General features: G+C 38.0%; 24 protein-coding genes and 1 riboswitch. Of the genes, 20 read left to right on the plus strand and 4 right to left on the minus strand.

Translation table 11 applies throughout. The features are described 5' to 3' along the window. Nucleotides 1-162: 162 nt before the first annotated feature. Genes AC4PHI_RS05895 through AC4PHI_RS05930 form a run of 8 tightly spaced genes read left to right on the plus strand, consistent with a single transcriptional unit; the run spans nt 163 to nt 7,425 of the window. Complete coding sequence (locus AC4PHI_RS05895) at nt 163-885, plus strand: N-acetylmannosamine-6-phosphate 2-epimerase (protein ID WP_492201380.1); 723 nt, start codon at nt 163-165, stop codon at nt 883-885. Beyond that, on the plus strand, nt 872-1,756 hold the full coding sequence (locus AC4PHI_RS05900) for an ROK family protein (RefSeq protein WP_492201381.1): 885 nt from the start codon (nt 872-874) through the stop codon (nt 1,754-1,756). The genes AC4PHI_RS05895 and AC4PHI_RS05900 overlap by 14 nt, the downstream gene beginning before the upstream one ends. 51 nt (nt 1,757-1,807) lie before the next feature. Beyond that, a complete protein-coding gene (locus AC4PHI_RS05905; RefSeq protein WP_492201382.1) occupies nt 1,808-2,719 on the plus strand; it encodes a dihydrodipicolinate synthase family protein in 912 nt (303 codons plus the stop codon). A 12-nt stretch (nt 2,720-2,731) separates the two neighbouring features. Next, the gene (locus AC4PHI_RS05910) at nt 2,732-3,172 is read left to right on the plus strand and encodes a NanQ anomerase/TabA/YiaL family protein (RefSeq protein WP_492201383.1); all 441 of its coding nucleotides are present in this window, start codon (nt 2,732-2,734) and stop codon (nt 3,170-3,172) included. A 20-nt stretch (nt 3,173-3,192) separates the two neighbouring features. Next, nucleotides 3,193-4,536 carry an ABC transporter substrate-binding protein gene (locus AC4PHI_RS05915; RefSeq protein WP_492201384.1) on the plus strand — a complete coding sequence of 448 codons (1,344 nt, stop codon included), beginning with the start codon at nt 3,193-3,195 and terminating at the stop codon, nt 4,534-4,536. A gap of 37 nt (nt 4,537-4,573) precedes the next feature. After that, nucleotides 4,574-5,461 carry a carbohydrate ABC transporter permease gene (locus AC4PHI_RS05920; RefSeq protein WP_492201544.1) on the plus strand — a complete coding sequence of 296 codons (888 nt, stop codon included), beginning with the start codon at nt 4,574-4,576 and terminating at the stop codon, nt 5,459-5,461. After that, on the plus strand, nt 5,461-6,291 hold the full coding sequence (locus tag AC4PHI_RS05925; protein ID WP_492201385.1) for a carbohydrate ABC transporter permease: 831 nt from the start codon (nt 5,461-5,463) through the stop codon (nt 6,289-6,291). Before AC4PHI_RS05920 ends, AC4PHI_RS05925 begins: the two co-directional genes overlap by 1 nt. Nucleotides 6,292-6,312: 21 nt before the next feature. Further along, complete coding sequence (locus AC4PHI_RS05930; protein ID WP_492201386.1) at nt 6,313-7,425, plus strand: Gfo/Idh/MocA family protein; 1,113 nt, start codon at nt 6,313-6,315, stop codon at nt 7,423-7,425. Nucleotides 7,426-7,684: 259 nt separating this feature from the next. Here AC4PHI_RS05930 and coaC read toward each other — a convergent pair whose 3' ends face one another. Genes coaC through AC4PHI_RS05950 form a run of 4 tightly spaced genes read right to left on the minus strand, consistent with a single transcriptional unit; the run spans nt 7,685 to nt 10,275 of the window. Further along, on the minus strand, nt 7,685-8,230 hold the full coding sequence (gene coaC, locus AC4PHI_RS05935; RefSeq protein WP_492201387.1) for a phosphopantothenoylcysteine decarboxylase: 546 nt from the start codon (nt 8,228-8,230) through the stop codon (nt 7,685-7,687). Between the two features lie 3 nt (nt 8,231-8,233). After that, nucleotides 8,234-9,016 carry a phosphopantothenoylcysteine decarboxylase domain-containing protein gene (locus AC4PHI_RS05940; protein ID WP_492201388.1) on the minus strand — a complete coding sequence of 261 codons (783 nt, stop codon included), beginning with the start codon at nt 9,014-9,016 and terminating at the stop codon, nt 8,234-8,236. Next, nucleotides 9,013-9,687 (minus strand): ECF transporter S component, encoded by a 675-nt coding sequence (locus tag AC4PHI_RS05945; RefSeq protein WP_492201545.1) that lies wholly within the window; start codon nt 9,685-9,687, stop codon nt 9,013-9,015. The genes AC4PHI_RS05940 and AC4PHI_RS05945 overlap by 4 nt, the downstream gene beginning before the upstream one ends. 33 nt (nt 9,688-9,720) lie before the next feature. After that, entirely contained in the window at nt 9,721-10,275 is a 555-nt protein-coding gene (locus AC4PHI_RS05950) for a TetR/AcrR family transcriptional regulator (RefSeq protein ID WP_492201389.1), read from the minus strand. Between the two features lie 766 nt (nt 10,276-11,041). On the opposite strand from AC4PHI_RS05950, the gene ilvD reads away from it, so the two are divergent. From ilvD to dapB, 12 genes are all read left to right on the plus strand, one after another. Beyond that, nucleotides 11,042-12,733, plus strand: coding sequence for a dihydroxy-acid dehydratase (gene ilvD / locus AC4PHI_RS05955; RefSeq protein ID WP_492201390.1), 1,692 nt, complete (start codon nt 11,042-11,044; stop codon nt 12,731-12,733). Nucleotides 12,734-12,745: 12 nt separating this feature from the next. Beyond that, nucleotides 12,746-14,437 (plus strand): biosynthetic-type acetolactate synthase large subunit, encoded by a 1,692-nt coding sequence (gene ilvB, locus AC4PHI_RS05960; protein WP_492201391.1) that lies wholly within the window; start codon nt 12,746-12,748, stop codon nt 14,435-14,437. A 2-nt stretch (nt 14,438-14,439) separates the two neighbouring features. After that, entirely contained in the window at nt 14,440-14,916 is a 477-nt protein-coding gene (gene ilvN / locus AC4PHI_RS05965) for an acetolactate synthase small subunit (protein ID WP_492201392.1), read from the plus strand. 58 nt (nt 14,917-14,974) lie between these two features. After that, the gene (gene ilvC / locus AC4PHI_RS05970) at nt 14,975-15,970 is read left to right on the plus strand and encodes a ketol-acid reductoisomerase (RefSeq protein ID WP_492201393.1); all 996 of its coding nucleotides are present in this window, start codon (nt 14,975-14,977) and stop codon (nt 15,968-15,970) included. Between the two features lie 25 nt (nt 15,971-15,995). Continuing rightward, nucleotides 15,996-17,255, plus strand: coding sequence for a threonine ammonia-lyase IlvA (ilvA, locus tag AC4PHI_RS05975; RefSeq protein ID WP_492201394.1), 1,260 nt, complete (start codon nt 15,996-15,998; stop codon nt 17,253-17,255). A 738-nt stretch (nt 17,256-17,993) separates the two neighbouring features. Then, on the plus strand, nt 17,994-18,722 hold the full coding sequence (locus tag AC4PHI_RS05980; RefSeq protein ID WP_492201395.1) for an amino acid ABC transporter ATP-binding protein: 729 nt from the start codon (nt 17,994-17,996) through the stop codon (nt 18,720-18,722). Nucleotides 18,723-18,746: 24 nt separating this feature from the next. Next, nucleotides 18,747-19,553 carry a transporter substrate-binding domain-containing protein gene (locus AC4PHI_RS05985; RefSeq protein ID WP_492201396.1) on the plus strand — a complete coding sequence of 269 codons (807 nt, stop codon included), beginning with the start codon at nt 18,747-18,749 and terminating at the stop codon, nt 19,551-19,553. A gap of 38 nt (nt 19,554-19,591) precedes the next feature. Continuing rightward, complete coding sequence (locus tag AC4PHI_RS05990; protein WP_492201546.1) at nt 19,592-20,299, plus strand: amino acid ABC transporter permease; 708 nt, start codon at nt 19,592-19,594, stop codon at nt 20,297-20,299. 53 nt (nt 20,300-20,352) lie between these two features. Beyond that, nucleotides 20,353-20,973 (plus strand): amino acid ABC transporter permease, encoded by a 621-nt coding sequence (locus tag AC4PHI_RS05995; RefSeq protein ID WP_492201547.1) that lies wholly within the window; start codon nt 20,353-20,355, stop codon nt 20,971-20,973. Nucleotides 20,974-21,092: 119 nt separating this feature from the next. Then, a riboswitch (Lysine riboswitch) is annotated at nt 21,093-21,265 on the plus strand. 181 nt (nt 21,266-21,446) lie between these two features. Further along, nucleotides 21,447-22,697, plus strand: a complete 1,251-nt coding sequence (gene lysA, locus AC4PHI_RS06000) for a diaminopimelate decarboxylase (protein WP_492201397.1) — start codon at nt 21,447-21,449, stop codon at nt 22,695-22,697. Between the two features lie 65 nt (nt 22,698-22,762). Continuing rightward, nucleotides 22,763-23,650, plus strand: a complete 888-nt coding sequence (gene dapA, locus AC4PHI_RS06005; protein WP_492201398.1) for a 4-hydroxy-tetrahydrodipicolinate synthase — start codon at nt 22,763-22,765, stop codon at nt 23,648-23,650. Beyond that, on the plus strand, nt 23,641-24,339 hold the full coding sequence (gene dapB, locus AC4PHI_RS06010; RefSeq protein ID WP_492201399.1) for a 4-hydroxy-tetrahydrodipicolinate reductase: 699 nt from the start codon (nt 23,641-23,643) through the stop codon (nt 24,337-24,339). The genes dapA and dapB overlap by 10 nt, the downstream gene beginning before the upstream one ends. Nucleotides 24,340-24,348 lie beyond the last annotated feature (9 nt).

Genomic DNA, 24,348 nt, shown 5'->3' on the forward strand with positions numbered 1-24,348 from the left:
TTTCGTAAATTATCTCTAAATGAATTTAATACGAGTGTTAGTTTTAAAATCAATAAGAAAATTATTTTCATAAAAATACTATTGATAAAATTAATTTCTTAATGTATACTGAATTTGAGAGTATTACCACTAGTGGAAATCTAAAAGAGTTAGGAGCAAAAGATGAAAAGTCAAATATTAAGTAACATAAAAAACAATTTAATCGTTTCTTGTCAAGCACTTGAAGAGGAACCTTTACATAGTTCTTTTATAATGTCAAGAATGGCACTGGCCGCCGTTCAATCTGGTGCTGTTGGTATTCGAGCTAACTCCACTGAGGATATTAAAGCGATTCAAGAAACCGTATCTGTTCCTATTATAGGGATTTTAAAAAAAGAATACCCTGATTCACCTGTGTTCATTACGCCAACCTTAGCTGAAGTTCGAGAGATTTGTGAAACGGGCGTAGAAATAGTTGCAATGGATGCTACCTTGCGTCAAAGACCTAATGATGAAAAATTAAAAGAAATTGTTGCAACGACAAAGGCTGAATACCCGAATATTTTATTGATGGCTGACTCAAGTTCAATTGCTGATATAAAAAAAGCTGAAGAATTCGGGTTCGATATCATTGGAACCACATTATACGGTTATACAGATCAAACTCAAGCTAAAAATATAGCTGACAATGATTTTAAATTTTTAAAAAAAGTTTTAGAGACTACCAGCCTGCCAGTTATAGCTGAGGGGAAAATTGACAGTCCAACAAAGGCAAGAAAGGTTCTTGAAATGGGGTGCCACTCAGTAGTTATCGGAGGAGCAATCACTCGACCACAACAAATCACGTTAACATTTGTTAATGAAATAAACAGAATGAAAGAGGAAGATAGAAGTGACAGTAAATAAAGCTTATCTTTGCTTAGATGTTGGAGGGATGAGCATTCAATTTGGTCTGTTCAGTCAAGAGGGGGTTCTTTTATCTGAAATAAGTTCAGTATCTTCGATTAATGAGAAGAAGTCCATTTTGGATATCTTGTTAGAAATTGTTGCGGGAGTAATTAAAAATAATCCGATTAAAGGAGTTTGTGTCGCCAGTTCAGGAGTTATTGATTCAGAAAAAGGGGAAGTGATTTATTCTGGCTATACGATTCCAGATTATAAAGGGGCGCAAATAAAGAAAACAATTGAAATGAAGTTTAATATACCATGTGAAGTGGAAAATGATGTGAATTGTACAGCATTAGGTGAATATTGGAAGGGAAGTGGGAAAAATAGCAAGTCTCTAGTTTGTTTGACTATTGGTACAGGTATTGGTGGTGCAGTTATGTTTAATGATTCAATTCTCCATGGGAATAATTATTCGGCTGGTGAAATTGGATATATGAAAGTTGCTAATAAAAATTTCCAAGACATTGCTTCTGCAACAAGTTTGATTGATAGAGTAAACCGAAAGAAAAATGCTACTTTGGATGGAAAAAAAATTTTTGAAGCTGCAAAAGCTGGGGATAAAGTATGTATTGAAGAAATTGATTACCTTCTAGAAAATCTAAGTGTTGCGGTTATAAATGTGACGTATTTATTAGCCCCAGAAAAAATAATCATTGCAGGAGGAATTATTAATCAGAAAGATTATCTCTATGAAAAATTATTAACAAAAGTTGCCGAAAACATAGAAGATGCTTTTTTCAATAATAGCGAGGTTGTTTTTGCTGAAAATAATGAAATCGCTAATTTACTAGGAGCATTGTTCCATTTTAAAAAGAAGCAAGGCATATAGTTATCTTGTGTTTTAAAAAATCGTAAAGTAACTTTTAAAGGAGATGTTTAAATGACAAAATTAGAAAAATATAAAACAGTTATACCCGCATTTTATGCTTGTTACGATGATGAAGGAAATATTTCACCAGAGAGAATAAGAAATTTAGCCAAATATTTCTTAGCTAAAGGAATCAAGGGACTTTATGTAGGGGGAAGCAGTGGCGAATGTATCTACCAAAATGTAGAAGAAAGAAAACTAGTTTTAGAAACTGTGGTTGACGCAGTTGGAGATGAAATGTTGATCATTGCTCATGTGGCGGCAAGTTCAACTCGGGATAGTATTGAGCTTGCTAAGCATGCAGAAAAACTGGGGGTTGATGCTTTGGCAGCAATTCCACCAATTTATTTTGTCTTACAAGAACATGCGATTAAAGCTTATTGGACAAGTATTCTAGAAGCTACTGCACTGGACTTTATCATTTACAACATTCCTCAAACTACAGGTTATTCACTATCAGTTAAGTTGTTTCAAGAGATGATGGGGCATAAGCAAGTGATAGGCGTAAAAAATTCTTCCATGCCAGTGCAGGATATCAATAATTTTAAAATTTTTAGTGAGAAGCCTTCCATTGTTTTTAACGGACCCGATGAGCAGTTTGTTGGTGGTAGAGTAATGGGGGCAGAAGGAGGCATTGGTGGAACTTATGGTGTAATGCCCGAGCTTTTCATTGCCATGGATCAGCATATAAAAAATAATGAACTAGCCCAAGCGTTAGCCATTCAGAATCAAGTCAATTTAATTATTGCTAAACTTACTTCATGTAAAGGTAATATTTACGCAGTTATAAAAAAGGTACTAGAGTTGCAAGGAGTAACCATTGGGGGGGTTCGTGAGCCTCTACCAAATGTAGAAGATCAAGATTTGGATACCATCAAAGAATGCTATAAAATGATTGAAGCTGCAAAAAACTCTTTGGCGTAAGGGGTTAGGATAATGATTATTGACAATATAAAAAACATTCAAAGGTATCAGCAGATGGAAGAAATCCATCAAATGTTAAAAATAATGAAGGAATATAGTAGACAAAGTGAATTAATTTCAAGACAAAAAATGACAATTAATAAAATATTTTTTACAGCTAAGCCCGAAGAGGAAAGAGTGTTTGAAAATCACAAAAAGTTTATTGATGTGCATTATATTTTGTCTGGTGAAGAAAAAATAGATTTGGCGGATGCAACAGTTTTAAACGAATTAGAATCTTATGATATCAGCAAAGATATTATGTTTTTAAGAGGGAAAGCTCAAGTAGAAGTTAGATTGAAACCAGGTGATTTTTTAATTTGTTACCCTAATGAAGCTCATAAAGTAGGAGGAAAGATAAGCGATGACACAAAAGAAATAACTAAATTTGTGGGTAAAATCAAAGAAATTTAAAGCTGAAAGGAAGAAAAATCATGAGAAAATTATTTAAAAAGAAAATGTTAGTTTGGGGCTTTGCTTTATTAGCATCAATATTTTTAATTAGTGCTTGTGGAAAGGATAAAAAGGAAGAGGCGACTGTTGATGGTGAATTAAATGGCGAAATCACATTTTGGCATTCATTTACTCAAGGGCCGCGGATGGAATCGATTCAAAAATCTGCAGAAGATTTTGAAAAAGAACATCCTGGCGTAAAAATAAAAATTGAGTCGTTTTCGTGGGATGATTTTTATCAAAAATGGACTACCGGTTTAGCCTCTAATAATGTACCAGACATGAGTACGGCTTTACCGAATCATGTTGTGGAAATGATAGATTCAGGTGCAGTTGTGCCTCTGAATGATTTGATTGACAATATTGGTCGTGATCGTTTTTCTGAGATGTCAATTGGTGAAGGACACGTGGATGGTAATGATTATTCTATTCCTTTATATTCCCATGCTCAAGTGATGTGGATTAGAAAAGATTTATTAGAAGAGAATAATTTGGAAATACCAGAAACATGGGATGAATTTTCAAAGGCAGCAGAAATTTTAACAAAAGATGGTGTTTACGGTGCCTCTTTCCCAACGGGATCTAATGATTTCCTAGGGACTAGATACTTGAACTACTATGTCAGAAGTCACGGAGAAAGTTTGTTAACTGATGATTTAAAGGCCAATATAACTAGTGATGCTGCGATTGAAGGAATCAAGTTCTGGGTTGATGTTTATGAAAAGGCTTCCCCTAAAGATTCCATATCCTATAATGTACTAGACCAAGCCACTCTCTATTATCAGGGAAAAACAGCTTTTGATTTTAATAGTGGTTTTCAGATTGCTGGAGTAGAGGCTAACTCGCCAGACTTGCTTGAATATATTGATGCTGCACCTATTCCAAAAGTAAATAAAGACGATGAGGAATTAGGGATTGAAACTGCAAATATTCCTATGGTTGTCTGGGAAAATTCAGAGCATCCAGAAGTTTGTAAAGCGTTTATAGAATACCTCTTTGAAAAGGATCGTTATATTGAATTTCTTTCAGCTACACCAGTTGGTATGTTGCCTTCATTGAATGATATCAGCGAAGAACCAGCTTATAAAGAAAATAAAATAGTTAAACAATTCTCTCACGCAGAAAAAGTTATTAGTGATGCGGTAGCAAAGGGAACTGCAATAGGTTATGAACATGGTCCTAGTGTTCAAGCAGGTTTATTAGTATCTCAAGGTGTTATTGAGAGTATGTTCCAAGATATTATAACTAATGATGTACCAGTTGAAAAAGCAGCTAAGGCAGCAGAAGAGGAGTTAAACGAAATATTCAGTAGTGTGGAACAATAGTCATTATTCATGATGATGGATAGGAGGGGAATGAGTGATAAAAAGAATTAAAAAGATAAATTATACTTCTTGGTTGTTTATATTACCAGCGATTTTAGTTATTGTTTCTTTACTTTTGTATCCGGTTCTCTCAAGTGTTGTTTACAGTTTTACCTCTAAGCATTTAACAAGACCGGTAAGCACATTTGTAGGATTGCAAAACTACAAGCAGATACTTGCTGATGAACAATTTTATAAAGCATTTTTCATGTCAATAAAATGGACTGTAGCATCTATCGGCGGACAAGTTATTTTAGGGTTTATATTAGCAATGTTGCTAAATAGTATCAAAATCGGGAAAAAAATGTTCCGTGTTTTGCTTATCGTACCTTGGGCGTTTCCTGTTGTGGTGATTGCAGTTATTTGGAAGTTTTTATTGAATGGAGTCTATGGCTTTATTCCAACGATGTTAGTTAATTTGGGATTGACAGACACGTTACCACAATTTCTTAGTTCAGGAACTTTGGTTTTTCCAACTATATTATTTGTCAACTTGTGGTTTGGAACACCAATGATTATGGTGAACATTTTGTCTGCCCTCCAAACAATTCCAGAGGAACAGTATGAAGCGGCAAAAATGGATGGGGCTAGTGCTTGGCAAACTTTTGTTAGTGTAACCATTCCACACATTAGTAAAGTGGTAGGTTTGCTAGTTATTTTGAGAACTATTTGGGTTTTCACAAACTTCGATATGGTCTACTTATTAACTGGTGGTGGTCCAGCTAATGTTACAATGACTTTACCTATTTATGCTTATAAGATGGGTTGGGGTCTCAAACTATTAGGGAAATCATCTGCTATTACTATTATCATGCTGATCTTCTTATTAATAGTTTGTTCAATTTATTTTTACTACTCAGATAAAAAGGAAAAGGAGAATGTGTAATGAGGAAAAAATTATCTTTCAAAACAATTATCAAATATGTAACATTAATTTTAGCCTCGGTTGTTGCAGTTTTTCCTTTACTTTGGATTATTTTATCAGCTTTTAAAGGACCGGGAGAAATCAATCAATATCCTACCGATATTTTACCTAAACAATGGACATTTGAGAATTTCCGCTATGTATTATCTGAATTGAATTTTGGAAACTATATTGTTAATAGTCTAGTGATTGCATTGGCTACAACTTTTGTAGCTGTAACAATTTCAGCTTTAGCTGCATATGGAGTGGTTAGATTTTTCCCAAGGGTTGGAAAAGCTTTAACAAGATTATTAATTACTACTTACATGTTTCCACCAATTTTGTTAGCTATTCCTTACTCTGTCATTATCGGAGCATTAGGTTTAGTTAATACTAGGATAGGTTTAATTATTGTTTATCTATCATTTAGTGTACCTTATGCTGTCTGGCTGTTAGTAGGTTTTTTTGAAACAGTTCCACTAGGAATTGAAGAAGCAGCAAGAATTGACGGTGCCAATAAACTGCAAGTATTTATTCAAGTAGTTTTACCAATTGTTGCGCCTGGAATTGTGGCAACAGCTATCTACACATTTATAAATGCTTGGAATGAATTTTTATATTCATTAATTTTGATTAATAGTACAGAAAAAATGACCATTGCAGTGGCTTTAAGAGCCTTAGAAAACCAAGAAATATTAGACTGGGGTCAAATGATGGCAGCATCAAGTTTGGTGGTTTTACCATCGGTGATATTCTTTGTTTTCATTCAAAATAAAATAAGCAGCGGATTAGCTGAAGGTGCCACTAAATAAAATAATTTGAGGAGAGAAAATATGAGCAAAACAGGATATGCAGTTGTAGGAGTAGGTTATTTTGGTGCAGAACTAGCGCGAATCATGAAGCAAAATCAAGGAGCAGAAATTGTAGCGGTTTATGATCCTAATAATGCTGAAACAATCGCAAAGGAGCTAGACTGCGACTATGAAACTGATTTAGATACATTGTTTAGTAGAGAAGACGTTGATGCAGTAATTGTAGCGTCTCCTAATTATCTGCATAAAGAAGCTGTTCTAAAAGCTGCTGAACATGATGTACATGTTTTTTGTGAGAAACCAATCGCACTTTCTTTTGAAGACTGCGATGAGATGGTGAGAGCATGTGATGATAAAGGGCTGACCTTTATGGCCGGACATGTAATGAATTTCTTTAATGGTGTACGGACAGCCAAAAAATTAATTGAAGAGGGTAAAATTGGTGAAGTTTTGTATTGCCATTCAGCTAGAAATGGTTGGGAAGAGCCTCAAAAAGAAATTATTTGGAAGAAAATACGAAGTAAATCAGGTGGACATTTATACCATCATATTCATGAATTAGATTGTATTCAATTTATTTTGGGAGATCCCTTAGCGGCTACAATGACCGGTGGAAATGTGGCACACCAGGGAGAAGAATTTGGTGATGAAGATGATATGTTATTCATTAATCTTGAGTTTGAAGGTAATAAGTTCGCGCTGCTTGAATACGGCTCAGCTTTCCGCTGGACAGAGCATTATTTATTAATTCAAGGAACTTTAGGAGCAATAAAAATAGATATGAATAATGTGGGAATGACATTAAAAACTGAGGAGGGAGAAGAAAGATTCTTGGTTCATGAAACTCAAGAAGAAGATGATAATAGAACAGCTATTTATCGAGGAACAGATATGGATGGAGCTATTCAATATGGTCAACCAGGTAAAATCCCACCGATGTGGTTACATAGTATTATGAAAAAAGAAATGCTTTATTTCCATAACATTATGAATGGAAAAGCACCAGATAAAGAATTTGAAAGTTTGTTAAATGGTAAGGCTGCGAGATCCTCTATTGCAACGGCAGATGCGTGCACACTTTCTCTGAAAGAGGATCGGAAAGTAAAATTAAGTGAAATTAGAGAGAAACAATAAACTTTCCAGTTACTGATTTTAATCACTGTTAAATGAGACACTGGATTTACAACTTGCCTCTAGCTATGATGGATTTTAACTAAACAATGGTTGTTGAGATAATAAATAAAATTGAAAATTATAGAAAAATTATCCACCCAAAATCTTAAAATAGATTTTGGGTGGATTTTTAGATGTGGGCGCATTTGTTTGAAAGTCTCACATTGAAGTTGAAAATTGGGAGTTTTGTAATTTTTTTAGAATATCATCTCTACTGTTTTTATTTACCTATCTGTTCTTCCACGTATTTAACAATCACATCAACGTCTTGTAAAGCCCCTTTGCCAAAATCACCGCAAGCCAACAGACTTTCCTTTGGCTCAATGATGGTATAGCCGATTTCTTTGAGAATCGATAAATTTTTTTGGACTATCGGGTGTTCATACATATAAGTATTCATCGCCGGTGCAATCAACTTCGGCATATTTGGATTAGGGAAAGCCAAAGCAACGGCGGATAGCAAGTCATCAGCCAGTCCGTTTGCAAGTTTGGCAATCACATTGGCAGTTGCCGGGGAGATGATAAACAAATCTGCTGCTTTTGCCAGGTCAATATGGGTGATGTTTTCCGGCGCATTTTCAATCATCAAGTCAGAATAGACCGGTTTTTTGGATAATGATTGGAGAGCTAAGGGAGTGATGAATTCTTGACTGTTTTTCGTCATGACTACGTCAACCGTCCAGCCTTTTTTTGTAAACTGACTGGTGATATCTGCCGCTTTATAAGCAGAAATACTTCCCGAAACACCTAGTAAAATATTTGTCATTAGTTATTTTCCCTCCGTTTTTGAGTTGTCTCTAATAGTTTTTACAATCATCTCAGCAATTTCCTGCTTCGTTTGAGCTATTTGAGTGCTGCGGTCCTTGCTGACTAGAATTCCACGGTGCTTATCTCCCTTGATGGTGCTCAAATCATTTGCCAGAACATAATCGCAGTTATTTTTTTCCATCAAACGGAGAGCTACATTAATTAAATTTGTTTCCGTGGTGTTCACAAGAAGTTTGAAGCCTACCAAAAGCGTTTCAGGTTGTAAAAGTTTGATGCTTTGGATAATTTTAGGATTTTTTTCCATTCGTATCAGCAGATTATCAAAATCAGAACTTATTTTATGGTTTTGCTGAGAACCGATGGATTGAAAATGTTTTTCCAAAGCAGACAAAAGTTCATCTATAGTCCACGAAAGCTGGCCTGTTTCTTGTTCTATTGGTATTTTTTCAGCAAATGCCGACAAAAAATCTGCTTCACTGAAAGTGTTTGCCACCGTATAATCGCTCACAGCCATACTGTGGATGACGGCTGTAAATTTTTCTTTTTTTAATTGCTCCTCCAATTGTATTTTCAATTCTTCAGTGGAAAATACCCCAATTGGAAAAATATTGGGGTGTTCCGGAACAATCGCACCAGTGCCGTGGAGGTAGACAATTTTATTTTCAGCATCTTTCGCAAATGTTTCAGCAATGGCTGCTCCCAGTCTTCCTGTGGAATGATTGGCAATGTAACGGACGTCATCTATTTTTTCTTTTGTTCCGCCTGCAGTAATCAGAATATTCATCGCTTACTTGCTCCTTTGGTCATATCAGTTGAGAGTGTTTCAAGCATCTGGGTAATTTTCTTATTTCTCAGCAGAGATTTGCAGACAAGTGTCACGATGACTGCCGCCACAATGGATTCCATCACACCATTAGTCACAATGATGCTCAAAATAACCGTATAAACAGCGTTAAGGTTGATGTCCTTCACAAGTGCATATTCATCGCCGAAAAGAAAGAATATCCCGTTCATAACAAGAAGGGTATTGGTCATGGTTCCAAGAATTCCGGCGATGGCAAAAGACAAACTGTCTTTATTCTTAATACGTTTTTTCAGGAATTGATAGACAAAATATGGAACAACACCTGTCAAAATTCTAGGGACGAAACAAATAATTAATGCTAAGTAACTGCCCTGATTGGTCCCTGGTAAAGGGATAAACGGGGAAAAGACAAAGGAGCTGACCACGGGTGCAGTGGTATTACTAATGAAACTGGTCAGACCAAAAACAAACCCTAGAAAAGCTCCTTTTTTAGGTCCTAATAAGATCGAGCCGATAATCACCGGCACATGGATGATTGTAGCTTTAATAAAAAGCAATTGGATAAAACCAATAGGGGTGAAACTCAATAAAAAGATGATGGCAGTGAAAATTGCTAAGATAACTAAACTTTGAGTTTTGATTGTTTTAATCGGAACCCACTCCTTAAATTTTTTTGCTTGAAACTAATTGTTTTTTTCTAATAATGTCTCTAAGAGATTAAGTTGCTGAGTGATTTGTTTTTCTGATAATTGATTAAATGTACGAAAGACACTCATTCCTTCAAGTAAAAAAATAAAGGTGTCCGCAATATCGTCAATATTTTGATTGGTGATGGCGTTTTGCTTTACACCTAAAGCAAGGACATTGTAAATGATCTCTTTCAAGTATGCCACATAACTGCGCTGGAACTGGATTTGCTCCTCTGTTTGATGAGAGCGATAGTATTCGTAAGTTGCCACGAGTATAACGTCATCAATATTAAGCAAACGGTTTTTTTGTAATTCTAAATACAGAGCAAGGATTTTTTCAAAGGGTTGGTCTTCTTCTACCATCTGGTTGATGATATTAAACTTCTTCTTTGACTGGTCGATAACGACTTCTTGAAAAAGTTCTTCTATTGATGAGAAATAAAGATACAATCCACCCCGGCTGATTTGGCAGGCATCCACGATGTCTTTCATCGTCACATTAGAATACCCTTTTTGTCCGAATACTTTTCGGGATTTCTCAATAATCATTTTTCGCTTTTCCTCACGAATTTTTCCACTGGGTTTATTCGACATATCAGCATCCCTTTCTTAAAATGACACGCGTGTCATTTTTTATAATTTACCACGTCCCGAAAGAAGTGTCAATCATTTGTTTTCATAGCACTAAATTTCCTTTTATCTGAATTTTTTTACCGCTTATCGTGATGACTGATAGATTTTGAGAAAATTCTATTATCATTTGATGTAGAGAGGAGTCGAACAGCATGGCATTTATGACAATAAAAGGTTTAAAAAACTTTATCATGACTTTGAAGCGGTCATCTGGCTCAATGAATATATAAGAAGCAAAGAAGCAGCTTAAGCTATCAATAAAAAGTTGTTTAAAAAGTAAATTTTCCAGTTTTTTGTCAAATTTTCAGAATATTTCAACTATTTAACAAAAAAGTGTTGACTTTTGTCCCAAGGGAATGTATCCTATTTATTAATAAGTTTTAATTTTCTAATCAATCTTTAATTTTAAGGAGTAGTTATCCGATATGAAATCTTATAAGAATCTATTTGTCATTATTTTATTACAACAGAGGGCTTAGATCATTTGAGAAGTTTGCAAATGTTCGAGTCCTGTTTGTCATAAGATAATGGGATTCTTATTCATCGAAGCATTCCATTTTTGAGTAATCAAGATGGAATGCTTTTTTATTTCTTAGAAATCAAAAGATGGATGTTTCACAGAACATGGAACCATGAGTTTGAGAGAGGCACTTGAGTTAGACAACCGAAGGAGTGAAAGAATTTGAGAAGTGACAAAATAAAAAAAGGAATAGACGCTGCACCAGCCAGAAGTTTGCTGTACGCAACGGGACAAGTAAAAAGCGCAAAAGATATGGAGAAACCTTTTATTGCGATTTGCAATTCTTATATCGATATCGTACCAGGGCACGTTCATCTGCGTGAGTTGGCAGACATTGCCAAAGAAGCAATCAGAGAGGCTGGGGGAATTCCTTTTGAGTTTAATACGATTGGTGTAGATGACGGGATTGCCATGGGGCATATCGGCATGCGATATTCATTGCCGAGTCGTGAAATTATTGCCGATGCAGCCGAGACAGTGATCAATGCTCACTGGTTTGATGGTGTTTTCTATATTCCCAACTGTGATAAAATCACTCCCGGAATGATTTTAGCGGCTATGAGAACCAATGTGCCGGGAATCTTCTGTTCAGGAGGTCCTATGAAAGCGGGGATCGATCCCCACGGCAAATCAATGACACTTTCTACAATGTTCGAAGCGGTAGGCTCTTTTAAAGAAGGAAAACTGACACCAGAAGAATTTAGGCAGATGGAACAAAACGCTTGTCCAACATGCGGATCATGTGCCGGAATGTTTACAGCGAACTCAATGAACTGTCTGATGGAAATTCTAGGGTTAGCTTTGCCAGGTAACGGGACTATTTTGGCAGTTTCTGATGAACGGAAAGAGTTGGTCAGGCAGTCAGCATTTCATCTGATGGACCTTGTTAAAAAAGGAATCAAGCCTAGAAATATTGTGACCAAAGAAGCGATCGATGATGCGTTTGCACTGGATATGGCTATGGGCGGTTCAACGAATACTGTGCTCCATACTTTAGCTATCGCCAACGAAGCAGAAATCGATTATGATTTAGAAAATATCAACAAGATTGCTGAACGTGTGCCGTATCTTTCTAAGATTGCGCCATCTTCTGCTTACTCTATGCACGATGTCCATGAAGCAGGAGGCGTTCCTGCTATTATCAGGGAATTAGTAGATATCGAAGGTGCTATTCACCCGGACCGGATAACCGTTACAGGTAAGACTATAAGAGAAAACGTGGCAGAGGCAAAAATTAAAAATCCAGAAGTTATCCGTCCAAAGGAAGATGCATATAGTCCTGTCGGCGGACTGTCGATACTCTACGGAAATATTGCCCCTAAAGGAGCAGTAATCAAAGTTGGCGGTGTAGACCCGTCAGTAAAAGTCTTTAAAGGGAAGGCCATTTGTTTTTCCACCCATGATGAAGCCGTAGCGGCCATTGATAATCATACAGTGACAAAAGGGCACGTGGTGGTTATCCGCTACGAGGGACCAAAGGGCGGACCGGGTATGCCGGAAATGCTTGCTCCAACATCAAGCATCGTGGGGCGCGGCTTAGGAAAAGACGTGGCTTTGATAACAGACGGACGTTTTTCCGGAGCGACAAGGGGCATCGCTGTAGGACATATTTCTCCTGAAGCTGCTGCCGGCGGACCGATTGCTTTGGTAGAGGACGGAGACGAAATTGTTATCGACCTGACTGAACGTACAATCAATGTTTTGGTTGAAGACGACGTGTTGGATGAAAGAAGGCAGCACTTGCTTCCATTCAAAGCAAAAGTAAAAACTGGTTATTTGGCTCGTTATACGGCACTAGTTACTTCTGCCCACACAGGCGGAGTGATGCAGATTCCAGATGAATTACTAAATTAGGAGGAGAATAAAATGGAGGAGGAGAAAAAAATAAAAAAGGGCACGAAACTTTTACTTGAAGCATTGGAGAAACAACAAGTCGAAGTAATTTTTGGTTATCCAGGCGGAGCAGTTCTTCCTTTATACGATGAGCTTTATGACAGTGATATTCGCCATATACTGACCAGACATGAGCAGGGAGCTGTTCATGCTGCTGAGGGATATGCAAAGGCAAGTGGAAAACCTGGAGTGGTGATAGCAACGAGCGGACCAGGGGCGACAAATGTTTTGACTGGGATTGCAGATGCCATGGGAGATTCAGTTCCTCTAGTTGTTTTTACGGGACAAGTCGGAACTGCCGGAATCGGCAAAGATGCTTTTCAAGAAGCAGACATCATGGGCTTGACCATGCCAATCACCAAGTATAATTACCAGGTGCGTTGCGTAAAAGATTTACCGAAAATCATCAATGAAGCTTTTCATATTGCTACAAGCGGAAGGAAAGGGCCAGTCGTCATCGATTTGCCTAAAGACATCACGATATTGGAAACAGATGCGCCAAAGTGTGATGATATAGAGCTGGAAAGCTATCAGCCGACTTATGATCCCCATAAAATACAGGTCACTAAATTATTGGAAAGTCTTGCCGCTTCTAAAAAACCCTTGGTTCTGGCAGGAGCCGGGGTGATTGGAAGCGAGGCGAGTCAAGAACTGATGACATTTATCAAAAGGTATGAACTGCCAGTAGTGAATACGTTATTGGGATTGGGAACCGTTCCTTATGACTACGATTTGTTTTTGGGAATGGGCGGCATGCATGGGTCTTACGCAGCTAATATGGCTATTACCGAATGTGATTTGCTGATTAATTTTGGTTCTCGTTTCGATGACCGTCTTGCTAGTCACCCGGAAAAATTTGCGGCAGAGGCGACGATTGTTCATGTAGATATTGATCCTGCAGAGATAGGAAAAGTAGTGAATACAGACATTCCGATCGTTGGGGATATCAAAAGAGTGCTCCAGCAATTATTAAAAGAAGAAGTGGAAAAAGTAAGCCACCATGAATGGAAAGAGCATAATCTTTCTAGAACGAAAAAATATCCATTTACGTTTGACCGGCAGCAGCAAGAGGAAATAAAACCGCAGCGCGTAATCGAACTGATTGGAGAAATAACTCAAGGAGAAGCCATTGTTGCAACGGATGTGGGTCAGCATCAGATGTGGGCGGCTCAATATTATCCTTTCTCTAGAGAAAAACAAATCATTACCAGCGGGGGATTGGGAACTATGGGTTACGGTATTCCCGCTGCCATAGGTGCTAAAATCGCCTGTCCTGAGAAAGAAGTAGTTGTTTTCGTTGGTGACGGCGGATTCCAGATGACAAATCAGGAGCTGGCAATTTTAAATCTCTATGAATTGTCGATCAAGTTTATTTTATTGAATAATCATTCTTTAGGAATGGTCAGACAGTGGCAGGAATGTTTCTTTGAAGAACGGCGTTCCGAATCAGTCTTTGAGGATCAGCCGGATTTTATCAAGCTTGCTGAGGCTTACCACATTAAAGGAAGAAGAATCGATGATCCGTCTACTTTTGAGGAAGACTTGAAAGCAGCTTTTAATGAAGAAGGGTCCATGCTGATTGAAGTGGTGGTTTCACCGACTGAACACGTCTTGCCAATGGTCCCGGCTGGTAAAAATAACGATGAAATGATTGGAGTTGAGTAACTATGAGAAGAATCATTTCGGCAAAAGTCCGCAACAGCTCCGGTGTTTTAAACCGGGTGAGCGGTGTTCTCACAAGGAGACAATTCAATATTGAAAGTATTTCAGTTGGAGTGACGGAAAGAGAAGGTATTTCCAGAATCACTTTTGTTATGGTAGGTTCATCAGAAGAAGTCGAACAGGTTTTAAAACAGTTGAATAAACAAATCGACGTTTTAAAGGTGGTTGATTTGACGGAAGTGGCTTATTTGGAAAGGGAACTGGCTTTAGTCAGAGTCAATGCTCCTACCGCTACCCGTTCAGAGTTATTTGCTTTAATAGAACCTTTTCGAGCCAGTGTGATTGATGTAGGAAGTAAGACGATTTTGATTCAGGTGACGGGTACCAGCGACAAGGTAGATGCTTTCGTCGAGCTGGTCAAACCGTATGGGATAAAAGAACTTGCCCGTACAGGTGTGACCGGCTTGGCTAGAAGTTTATAAATGTAAAAAAGATGTCTTGAACATCAAGTATGAAGCAGACAAATTAGGAGGAAGAAAAATGACAAAAGTATATTATGAAGACGCAGTAACATCAAATGAATTAGATGGGAAAGTAATTGCTATTTTAGGCTACGGCTCACAAGGACATGCCCATGCACAAAACTTGCGTGACAATGGCAATCAAGTGATCATCGGTGTCCGCAAAGGGAAATCAGCCGATGCAGCAGCAAAAGATGGTTTCGATGTGTATCCAGTGTTTGAAGCCACTAAAAAAGCTGATATCGTTATGATTTTAGCTCCTGATGAGATTCAAGGAAAACTATATCAAGAAGAAATCGAGCCTAATTTAGAAGCCGGCAATGCATTAGTTTTTGCCCACGGATTCAATATTCATTTTGATGTTATCGTTCCTCCGAAAAACGTGGACGTTTTCTTAGTTGCACCGAAAGGACCGGGACACTTGGTCAGAAGAACGTTTGTGGAAGGTTTTGCCGTGCCGGCATTGTTTGCTGTCTATCAAGATGCAACAGGCAAGGCTAGAGAAATCGCATTGTCTTACGCTAAAGGCATCGGTGCTACCCGTGTAGGAGTTTTGGAGACGACCTTTGAAGAAGAAACCGAAACAGATTTGTTTGGTGAACAGGCAGTGTTGTGCGGCGGTACGACTCACTTGGTTCAAGCTGGTTTTGAAACGCTGGTAGAAGCAGGCTATCAACCTGAAATCGCCTATTTTGAAGTGCTGCATGAGTTGAAACTGATTGTAGATTTGATGTATGAAGGCGGAATGGAAAAAATGCGCTATTCTATCTCAAATACAGCAGAATATGGTGATTATGTTTCTGGACCGCGTGTGGTTACATCAGAAACAAAAGCCCGCATGAAAGAAATATTAGCTGATATCCAAAGCGGAAAGTTTGCCAAAGAGTTTGTTGCGGATAATGCTAACGGATTTAAGGAATTCCACAGAATGCGCGAAGAACAAAAAGGTCATCAAATCGAGAAAGTCGGGGCAGAGTTGCGTGCCATGATGCCTTTTGTTAAAAAGGATGCTTAGATGTTTGAAAGAGGAGTGAAGTCTTTTGGTTGATTTAGTAAGAAAGGAAGATGTCCTGAGCGCACACGAAATGCTGAAAAAAGTAGTGACCCATACCGAATTGCAGTATGACGACTATTTGTCCAACAAGTATCATTGCCACGTGTACCTTAAAAGAGAAGACTTGCAGAAAGTTCGTTCTTTTAAACTAAGAGGAGCCTACTACGCTATCGCCAACACACCAAAATCAATTTTAGACAATGGCGTCGTTTGCGCCAGTGCCGGCAATCACGCTCAAGGAGTGGCATATACGTGTAATAAAATGAAGGTGAACGCAACCATCTTTATGCCTACGACAACACCTAATCAAAAGATATCACAAGTAAAATTTTTCGGTGAAGATTTTGTCACTGTTCGACTGGTAGGAGACACGTTTGACGCTTCTGCTGAAGCTGCCAAGCGTTACGCTGAAGAAAAGAACAAAGGATTCATCGATCCCTTTAATGATCCCTATATTATCGCCGGACAAGGGACCGTAGCAGTGGAAGTTTTCGAAGACTTAGCAAAAGAAGAACGTCAACTTGATTACATCTTTACTGCCATCGGCGGCGGCGGGTTAATCAGCGGGATTTCCACGTATACCAAGGAAAAAAGTCCTTACACCAAAATTGTGGGTGTGGAGCCCAGCGGTGCCGCTTCGATGAAAACATCTATCGAACAAGGAAAAGTAACGCCTCTTCATCAAATCGATAAATTTGTTGACGGTGCAGCGGTAAAAGAAGTCGGCGAAATCAACCTTGCACACGCCAAACATTTTGTGGATGATGTGGTAGCAATCGATGAAGGCTTAGTTTGTTCTACGATTCTGGAACTCTATACTAAACAGGCAATCGTTGCTGAACCAGCAGGAGCTTTAAGCGTTTCTGCTTTGGATAGATACAAAGAAAAAATCGTTGGAAAAACAGTGGTGTGTGTGATTAGCGGTGGAAACAATGACATCAGCCGTATGCAGGAAATCGAAGAACGTTCTCTCCTTTATGAAGGGTTAAAACATTATTTTGTCATTAATTTCCCTCAAAGAGCCGGCGCCTTAAAAGAATTTGTGACAGATGTTTTAGGACCAAAGGACGACATAACAAAATTTGAATACACGAAAAAAGTCAACCGGGGCAGCGGACCAGTAGTGATTGGTATCTTATTGAATGACCAAAACGATATTGATGTGCTGTTGGAACGCATGTCTGACTTCGATCCGAATTATATCAATTTAAATGAAAACCAATCCTTGTTTACCTTGTTAGTATAAGCAAGGATAGGCATTTTAAGTTAAATAAGTTTTGAGAAAACGCAGCAAGTTGTCAAATAACTTGCTGTGTTTTTATTTTATCGCACTAACAAGGGAGACAGGTTGTTTTTAGAGTGATTACAAATGAAATTTTAGTTTTTTTAAGAGAAGAAATCAGTCTTCGAGGGTAACTGAAAACGTTATTTATAACTTAAAGTCCAAAAGTAATTTGACAAAAGCTTAACAAAAAAAATATAATAGGATAATGTGGGATATTATAATTTAGAAATTTTAATAAAACAATCGGCATTTGTGTCTTACCTTTCTGGAAAAAACTTCTATGGAGTTGGAATATTTTTTACCTTTAGCAATACTACAATAGTCTTCGGATAAGTAACATGTTGTCTTATTTTTGATAATTTTCATTGTGTGTTTTCAAAGAAAACGGCTTTTCTAGTCGTTTTTTTGATGGTTAAAATCATTCTTCATTATTTTTATGATTAGAGTTTATCATGATATTTTAATAAAAAATGATTTTCGAAAATTTTCAACCCGTTTTATTTAGGCTTTTATTGCTATAAATAGAAAGCTGTGTTTATTTTTAAAACGTATGAGTTGCTATGTCAACGTTGTTGCAGACCGGAGCATATATTTTATTTTTTTGAATATTTCTAGGTCAAAATGATTAAATGTGATATAATTTTACACGTACCTAAAATTAGAGTATTCTCATTTTTTAGAGAAAGGAAGTTGCGTAAATTGATTGAGATAGAAAATGTAAATAAATTTTATGGTGATTTTCAAGCACTAAAGAATATCTCCTTGGAAATAGAAGCTGGAGAAAAAGTCGTCATTCTTGGGCCGTCTGGTTCGGGAAAAAGTACTCTAATTCGCTGTATGAATAAACTTGAAGATGTGACCGAGGGCAGAATCGTCATCAACAATATAGATGTGACAAAAAAATCAGCACCTATCCATCGGGTTCGTGAGAAAGTAGCTATGGTATTTCAAAATTTTAATCTTTATGCCCATAAAACGGTGCTGGAAAATTTAACTCTGGCTCCAATAAAGGTTCAAAAAGTAAAAAAAGAAGATGCCGAAAGAACTGGAATGGAGTATTTGGAACGTGTGGGACTTGCTGACAAAGCCGATGCGTACCCTGCACAACTCTCCGGCGGACAGCAGCAGCGTGTGGCAATTGCCCGTGCACTAAATATGCACCCATTGGCAATTCTTTTTGATGAGCCCACATCGGCATTGGATCCGGAAATGATTCAGGAAGTGCTGGATGTCATTGCCGGATTAGCTGAAATGAATATCACCATGGTAGTGGTGACCCATGAGATGGGATTTGCCCGTTCAGTTGCGGATCGTATTGTTTTTATGGACAACGGTTCGATCATAGAAACAGGAACCCCTGACGAGTTTTTCAATAATACACAAAATCCGCGAGTTCAAGGATTTTTAAGCAAAATTATTAATCATTAGACATAGGAAAGGAAGGAATAAGTTATGAAAAAATTTAAAGCTGTTTTATTAGGTATGGCAGTCGTACTGTCTCTTGGTTTGATTACAGGCTGCTCAAATAATGATGATGATAAAAAAAATGCCGGAAACGGTTTGGAGAAAATAAAAAAAGCCGGTGTGGTTAAAATAGGGATCAAAGAAGATGTCCCGAATTTTGGCTTTTTGAATCCTGACACTAATAAGCATGAAGGTATGGAGATAGAGATAGCTAAAAAAATCGCCAAAGATTTGACCGGCAGTGAGGACAATATCGAATTTGTCGGTGTTACTGCAAAAACCCGGGGACCTTTACTTGACAATGGGGAAGTGGATATGATTATCGCCACTTTTACCATTACCGACGAACGTAAAGAAACTTATAATTTCTCTACACCTTATTATAAGGATGAAATTGGCTTTTTAGTGCGTAATGATGAAGGTGTAGATTCCATGGAGGATCTAGACGGAAAAATGATTGGTGTGGCACAAACTGCGACAACAAAACAATCATTGGAAGAAAAAGCCAAAGAAATCGGCATTACACTTAAATTCAGTGAATATGCGACCTACCCAGAATTGAAAACAGCATTAACTTCTAAAAGAATCGATGCTTTCTCCGTGGACAAATCGATTTTGACAGGTTATGTAGACGGCGGTACGAAGATTTTAGATGATGGATTTTCACCGCAAGAATACGGTGTAGCGACAAAGAAAAGCAACAAAGAATTGCATGAACATCTAAATAAATTGATTGAAGGCTGGGAATCTGATGGCACATTAGATGAGATATATGCAAACAACGGGTTAAAATAAACTTTCATCCCGTCAATTATCATATGAAGGGGGAAAATATTTTGTTAGTTGCATCTATTTTTTATTCAAATACAGGGCCATTTGCCTTATTCCGTTGGGAGGCTTTATTCAAAGACCTCCCAGTCTTTGTGAAATCATTTGGATACACTATCGCCCTTTCCATTGGTGCGATTTTGCTTGCTTTTATTATCGGACTAATATTCGGGATTGTTTCTCAGGCGAAAAATCCCCTAGCTCGGGCATTGGTTCGAATTTATGTGGAGTTTTTCCAAAACACGCCTTTGTTGATTCAAGTTTTTTTTGTTTATTATGGACTGCCTTTAGTGGGAATCGTTATGCCGGTTTATTTGATCGGAATTATTTGTGTGGGATTGTATCATGGCGCGTATATTTCTGAAGTCGTGCGTTCTGGAATTGGTTCAATTCCTAAAGGTCAGCTGGAAGCCGCCATGTCTCAAGGCTTTACTTATTGGAATGCCATGGGTTACGTGGTTTTGCCCCAAGCTTGGCGTGTGATGCTGCCTCCTTTGACAAATCAGGCAGTGAATTTAATCAAAAACACATCGGTGATTGCCATTATTTCTGGAGCTGATATCATGTTTACCGCAAACAGCTGGTCGTCAGTCAACTTGAACTACGTCCCGGCCTTTGCCTTTGCCGCAATTTTATACTTTATTCTTTGTTTTCCACTTGCATCAGCTGCTAGAAAACTGGAAGAAAAGAATAAAAAATTGTACAGCAAATAAGAGAGGAGAAAAACAATTTGGATACAATAGGACAAATTTTCACTTTCAATAATATGAAATTTATACTGGAAGGTTTGGGTTTGACCCTCTATATATCGGCTGTAGCAATTTTATTAAGTATGTTTTTTGGCACTTTTTTAGCTATTTTTAGAAATATGGAAAAGGGCCCTTTGAAATTGCTTGCGACTATATACATAGAAGTAGTTCGGAATGTCCCTAATTTGCTGTGGATTTTTGTGATTTTTTTAGTTTTTCGTCTAAAATCCACACCGGCAGGCATTGTAAGCTTTACCGTGTTTACCACAGCTGCTCTGGCAGAAATTATTCGCGGCGGGTTGAACAGTGTGGGGACAGGACAAATCGAAGCGGCAATTTCCCAAGGCTTTAATCAGATACAGGTGATGTGGTTTATCATTTTACCTCAAGCCTTTCGAAGCATGCTACCGGCAATTATGTCCCAATTTGTCACAGTGATCAAAGACACAAGTTTTTTATGGTCGGTCTTAGCGTTACAGGAGCTTCTAGGGAAAGCAAACATTTTAATGGGACGCTACACAGCTACCTCACAGGTATTTGCGTTATACGGCATTGTGGCAGTCGTTTATTTTGTTGTCAACTTTACTATTTCCCACTATGCTAGACGATTGTCGAAGAAATGGGCGAAAGCTTATTAAGATATTTTCAAGTTATTTGTGACGGTAATCCTGTGATTTCAAGGATAATAAGAAATGAAATGAAAACTTTTTAATGTTTACCATAGACAATTTTAATATTACATGATATCATCAATTTAATTTCATAAAGAGGTTGCAGTGTAAATGAGTAAGGTGTGGGAGAAGGCATTTGTTGATCATACCCGAAAGGTAACCACTGCCGAACGGGACTTTATCGGCGGATAGAGATCGTGGGGGTATGGGGAAAACCTATATCACTCCTACTTGTATAAGTAGAGGCGCTGGATCATAATTTTGAAACATAGTGATAAAGCCTGTACTTTACGTATAGGCTTTTTTGTATAATATCTATAAGGAAGTAATCTCTGGTGCAAAACCATTTATGAACTTACCAAAAACTTGTTAGAATTTGCTAAGAAGCAGTATAAAATTTTGATCCGCGAGTGGAGTTAAAAGCAAAAGGAGAAGATAGTATGTCAGAATTGTTAATCGGCGGAGTGTCAGCAGAGTCTTTAGCTAAAGAATACGGCACACCATTATACGTTTATGATGAAACTAAAATCAATGATAGGATTAGTGAATATACAGACAACTTTATTTCCCAGTCTTTCCAGACGAAAGTGCTGTACGCATCAAAAGCTTTTCAGTGTATCAAACTGCTGCACAAGATAGAAGCTGCCGGTCTTTATTTGGATGTGGTAAGCGGCGGGGAAATCTTCACTGCACTGGAAGCGGGCTTTCCAACTGATAAAATATATTTTCATGGCAATAATAAAACACCGGAAGAAATTGAGTTTGCTGTCTCAGAAGGCATCACCCATTTTGTGTGTGATAATGTCATGGAGTTGGAAGTGCTGGAACAGGAAGCACGGAAACAGGGAAAAATTATTTCGGTAATGTTGCGTTTAAATTTAGGAATAGAAGCACATACCCATGAATATATCGTTACTTCTTATATCGATTCCAAGTTTGGCATGTCTTTGGAAAGTGAGGATTATCGGGAAAGTTTGTCAGTGATAAATTCAAGTCCTTGGCTAGAACTGGAAGGGTTCCATTCTCATATCGGTTCCCAGATTTTTGAGATGGATGCCTGGTTGGCAGCAATTGAGAAACTGGTTGATTTAGCTGCAAGTTTTTCTCAACCTTTGTCATTAAATATTGGCGGCGGTTTTGGCATCAAGTATACAAAAGAAGACAAACCGTTAAGTATCCCAGAAGTTGTTGCCCAGCTGGTGCAGGTAACGGAAGCTGCTTTAGCCAAACGAGAAATTCAAATCAACGCCTTAATGATTGAACCTGGCAGAAGTTTGATTGGTGAAGCCGGAACAACGCTTTATACTGTGGGATATCAGAAAAAAACTCCGAACAAACACTATGTTTTTGTAGATGGCGGGATGACGGACAATATCCGTCCAGCTCTTTACCAAGCGAAGTACAGCTGTGATGTGGCGACACGTTTAGCAGAAGAAAAAAGCAATAAAGTGACGATTGCCGGAAAAATGTGTGAGTCGGGGGATGTAGTGATTGAAGAAACATTTTTACCTGAAGTGGTGCAAGGGGACGTGTTGGCAGTATATTCCACAGGAGCTTACGGCTATTCCATGAGCAGTAATTATAATCGGGCGACAACGCCGGCAGTGATTTTTGTTAAAGACGGTGTGGCAAAAGAAGTCATCAAGCGACAAACTTTAAAAGATTTATTGAGAAATGATGTCAGAAATTAAAAGTATTCTGTTTGAATCAAATTAGACAAAAAAATTCGAAAAATTTAAAAAAGGTGGAGATAAAAATGTTTAAAGGGTCGATTGTTGCGCTTGTTACGCCATTCACGCAAGACGGAAAAGTAGATTTTGAAAAATTAGAGTCGTTGATTGACTGGCACATAGACAATAAAACTGACGGCATTGTTGTCTTTGGGACCACAGGAGAGTCGCCAACTTTGACTATTGAAGAGGAAAAAGAAATCGTTGCTTGTGCCGTAAAAACAGCGAAGGGTCGGGTTCCAATTATCGCTGGAAGCGGCAGCAACAGCACCCAAGAAGCGTTGCACAGAAGTCTGGTGTTTGAGGAAATAGGTGCAGATGGATTATTGCTGATCACCCCTTATTACAATAAAACAAATGAAGAAGGAATGAAGCAGCATTTTCTGACAGTCGCTGACAAAGTCAATATCCCTATCGTTCTTTACAATGTTCCTAGCCGGACAGGCTGTCAGATTTCTATTCCAGTATTGAAAGAATTGAGTCTCCATCCAAATATTGTGGCAATCAAAGAAGCTTCGGGAGATATTTCTTATGTTATGCAAGTTTCTAAACTGATTTCCGATGACTTTGGTCTGTTGAGCGGCAATGATGACACCATCTTCCCGTTGTTAAGTGTGGGAGGTACAGGAGTTATCAGTGTTTGGGCCAATATTATGCCTAGAGAAGTACATGATTTAGTTAAATCATTTGAAGAAGGTGACATTGCCAAATCATTAAAAATTCAGCAAGACCACTTGCAGTTAATCAATACTTTATTTGTTGAAACTAATCCAATCCCGGTCAAAAACGCCATGAATTTTTTAGGATTTGAAGTAGGACCATTGCGTTTGCCATTGACAGATCTCTCAGAAGCTAATGAAAAAGTCTTGAAAGAAATTTTAGAAAGTTACGGGGAGGCATTGACATGGAAATAGGCGTAGTCGGCAATGGACAAATGGGGTTGACTTTAGCGGAAACAATTAAGGAAACTTCCCATCAGATGGCCAAGATGTGGGATATTTTTCCGGAAAATGAAACAGCCTCAGTTGACGTACTAGTCGATTTTTCTAACCCGGAAAATCTAACGAACTTATTAAATTATGCGGTGAAAAATAATGTACCGGTCGTAATTGCGACCACAGGATATACTGATGAACAACTACAGCTGATAAAAAAAACGGCAGAAAAAATTCCTGTTCTTTTTAGCGGTAATTATAGCTTGGGTGTGATTGTGATGAATCAAGTAGTCAAACAGTTGGCTGAAAGTTTAGGTGAAAACTTTGACATCGAAATCATAGAAAAACATCATAATAAAAAGCTGGATGCACCGTCAGGAACGGCTAAAATGCTGTTAGGCAGTGTGATGGAGACAGGAGATTTTACTCCGGTTTATGGGCGGGAAGGTATCGCCCCAAGACAACCCAAAGAGGTTGGTGTTCATGCATTACGCGGAGGTACTATCGTTGGCGAACATGAAGTGATTTTTGCGGGAACTGATGAAGTGCTTTCTATTAAACATGAGGCATTCTCGAAGAAAATATTTTCCAAAGGATCGCTTGTAGGTGCAGCATGGCTGCTGCAACAAGAACCAGGTCTGTATTCGATGGAAGATTGTTTATTTTAATATAGCTGG

The sequence above is a fragment of the Vagococcus sp. QWL-13 genome, from assembly GCF_058683555.1.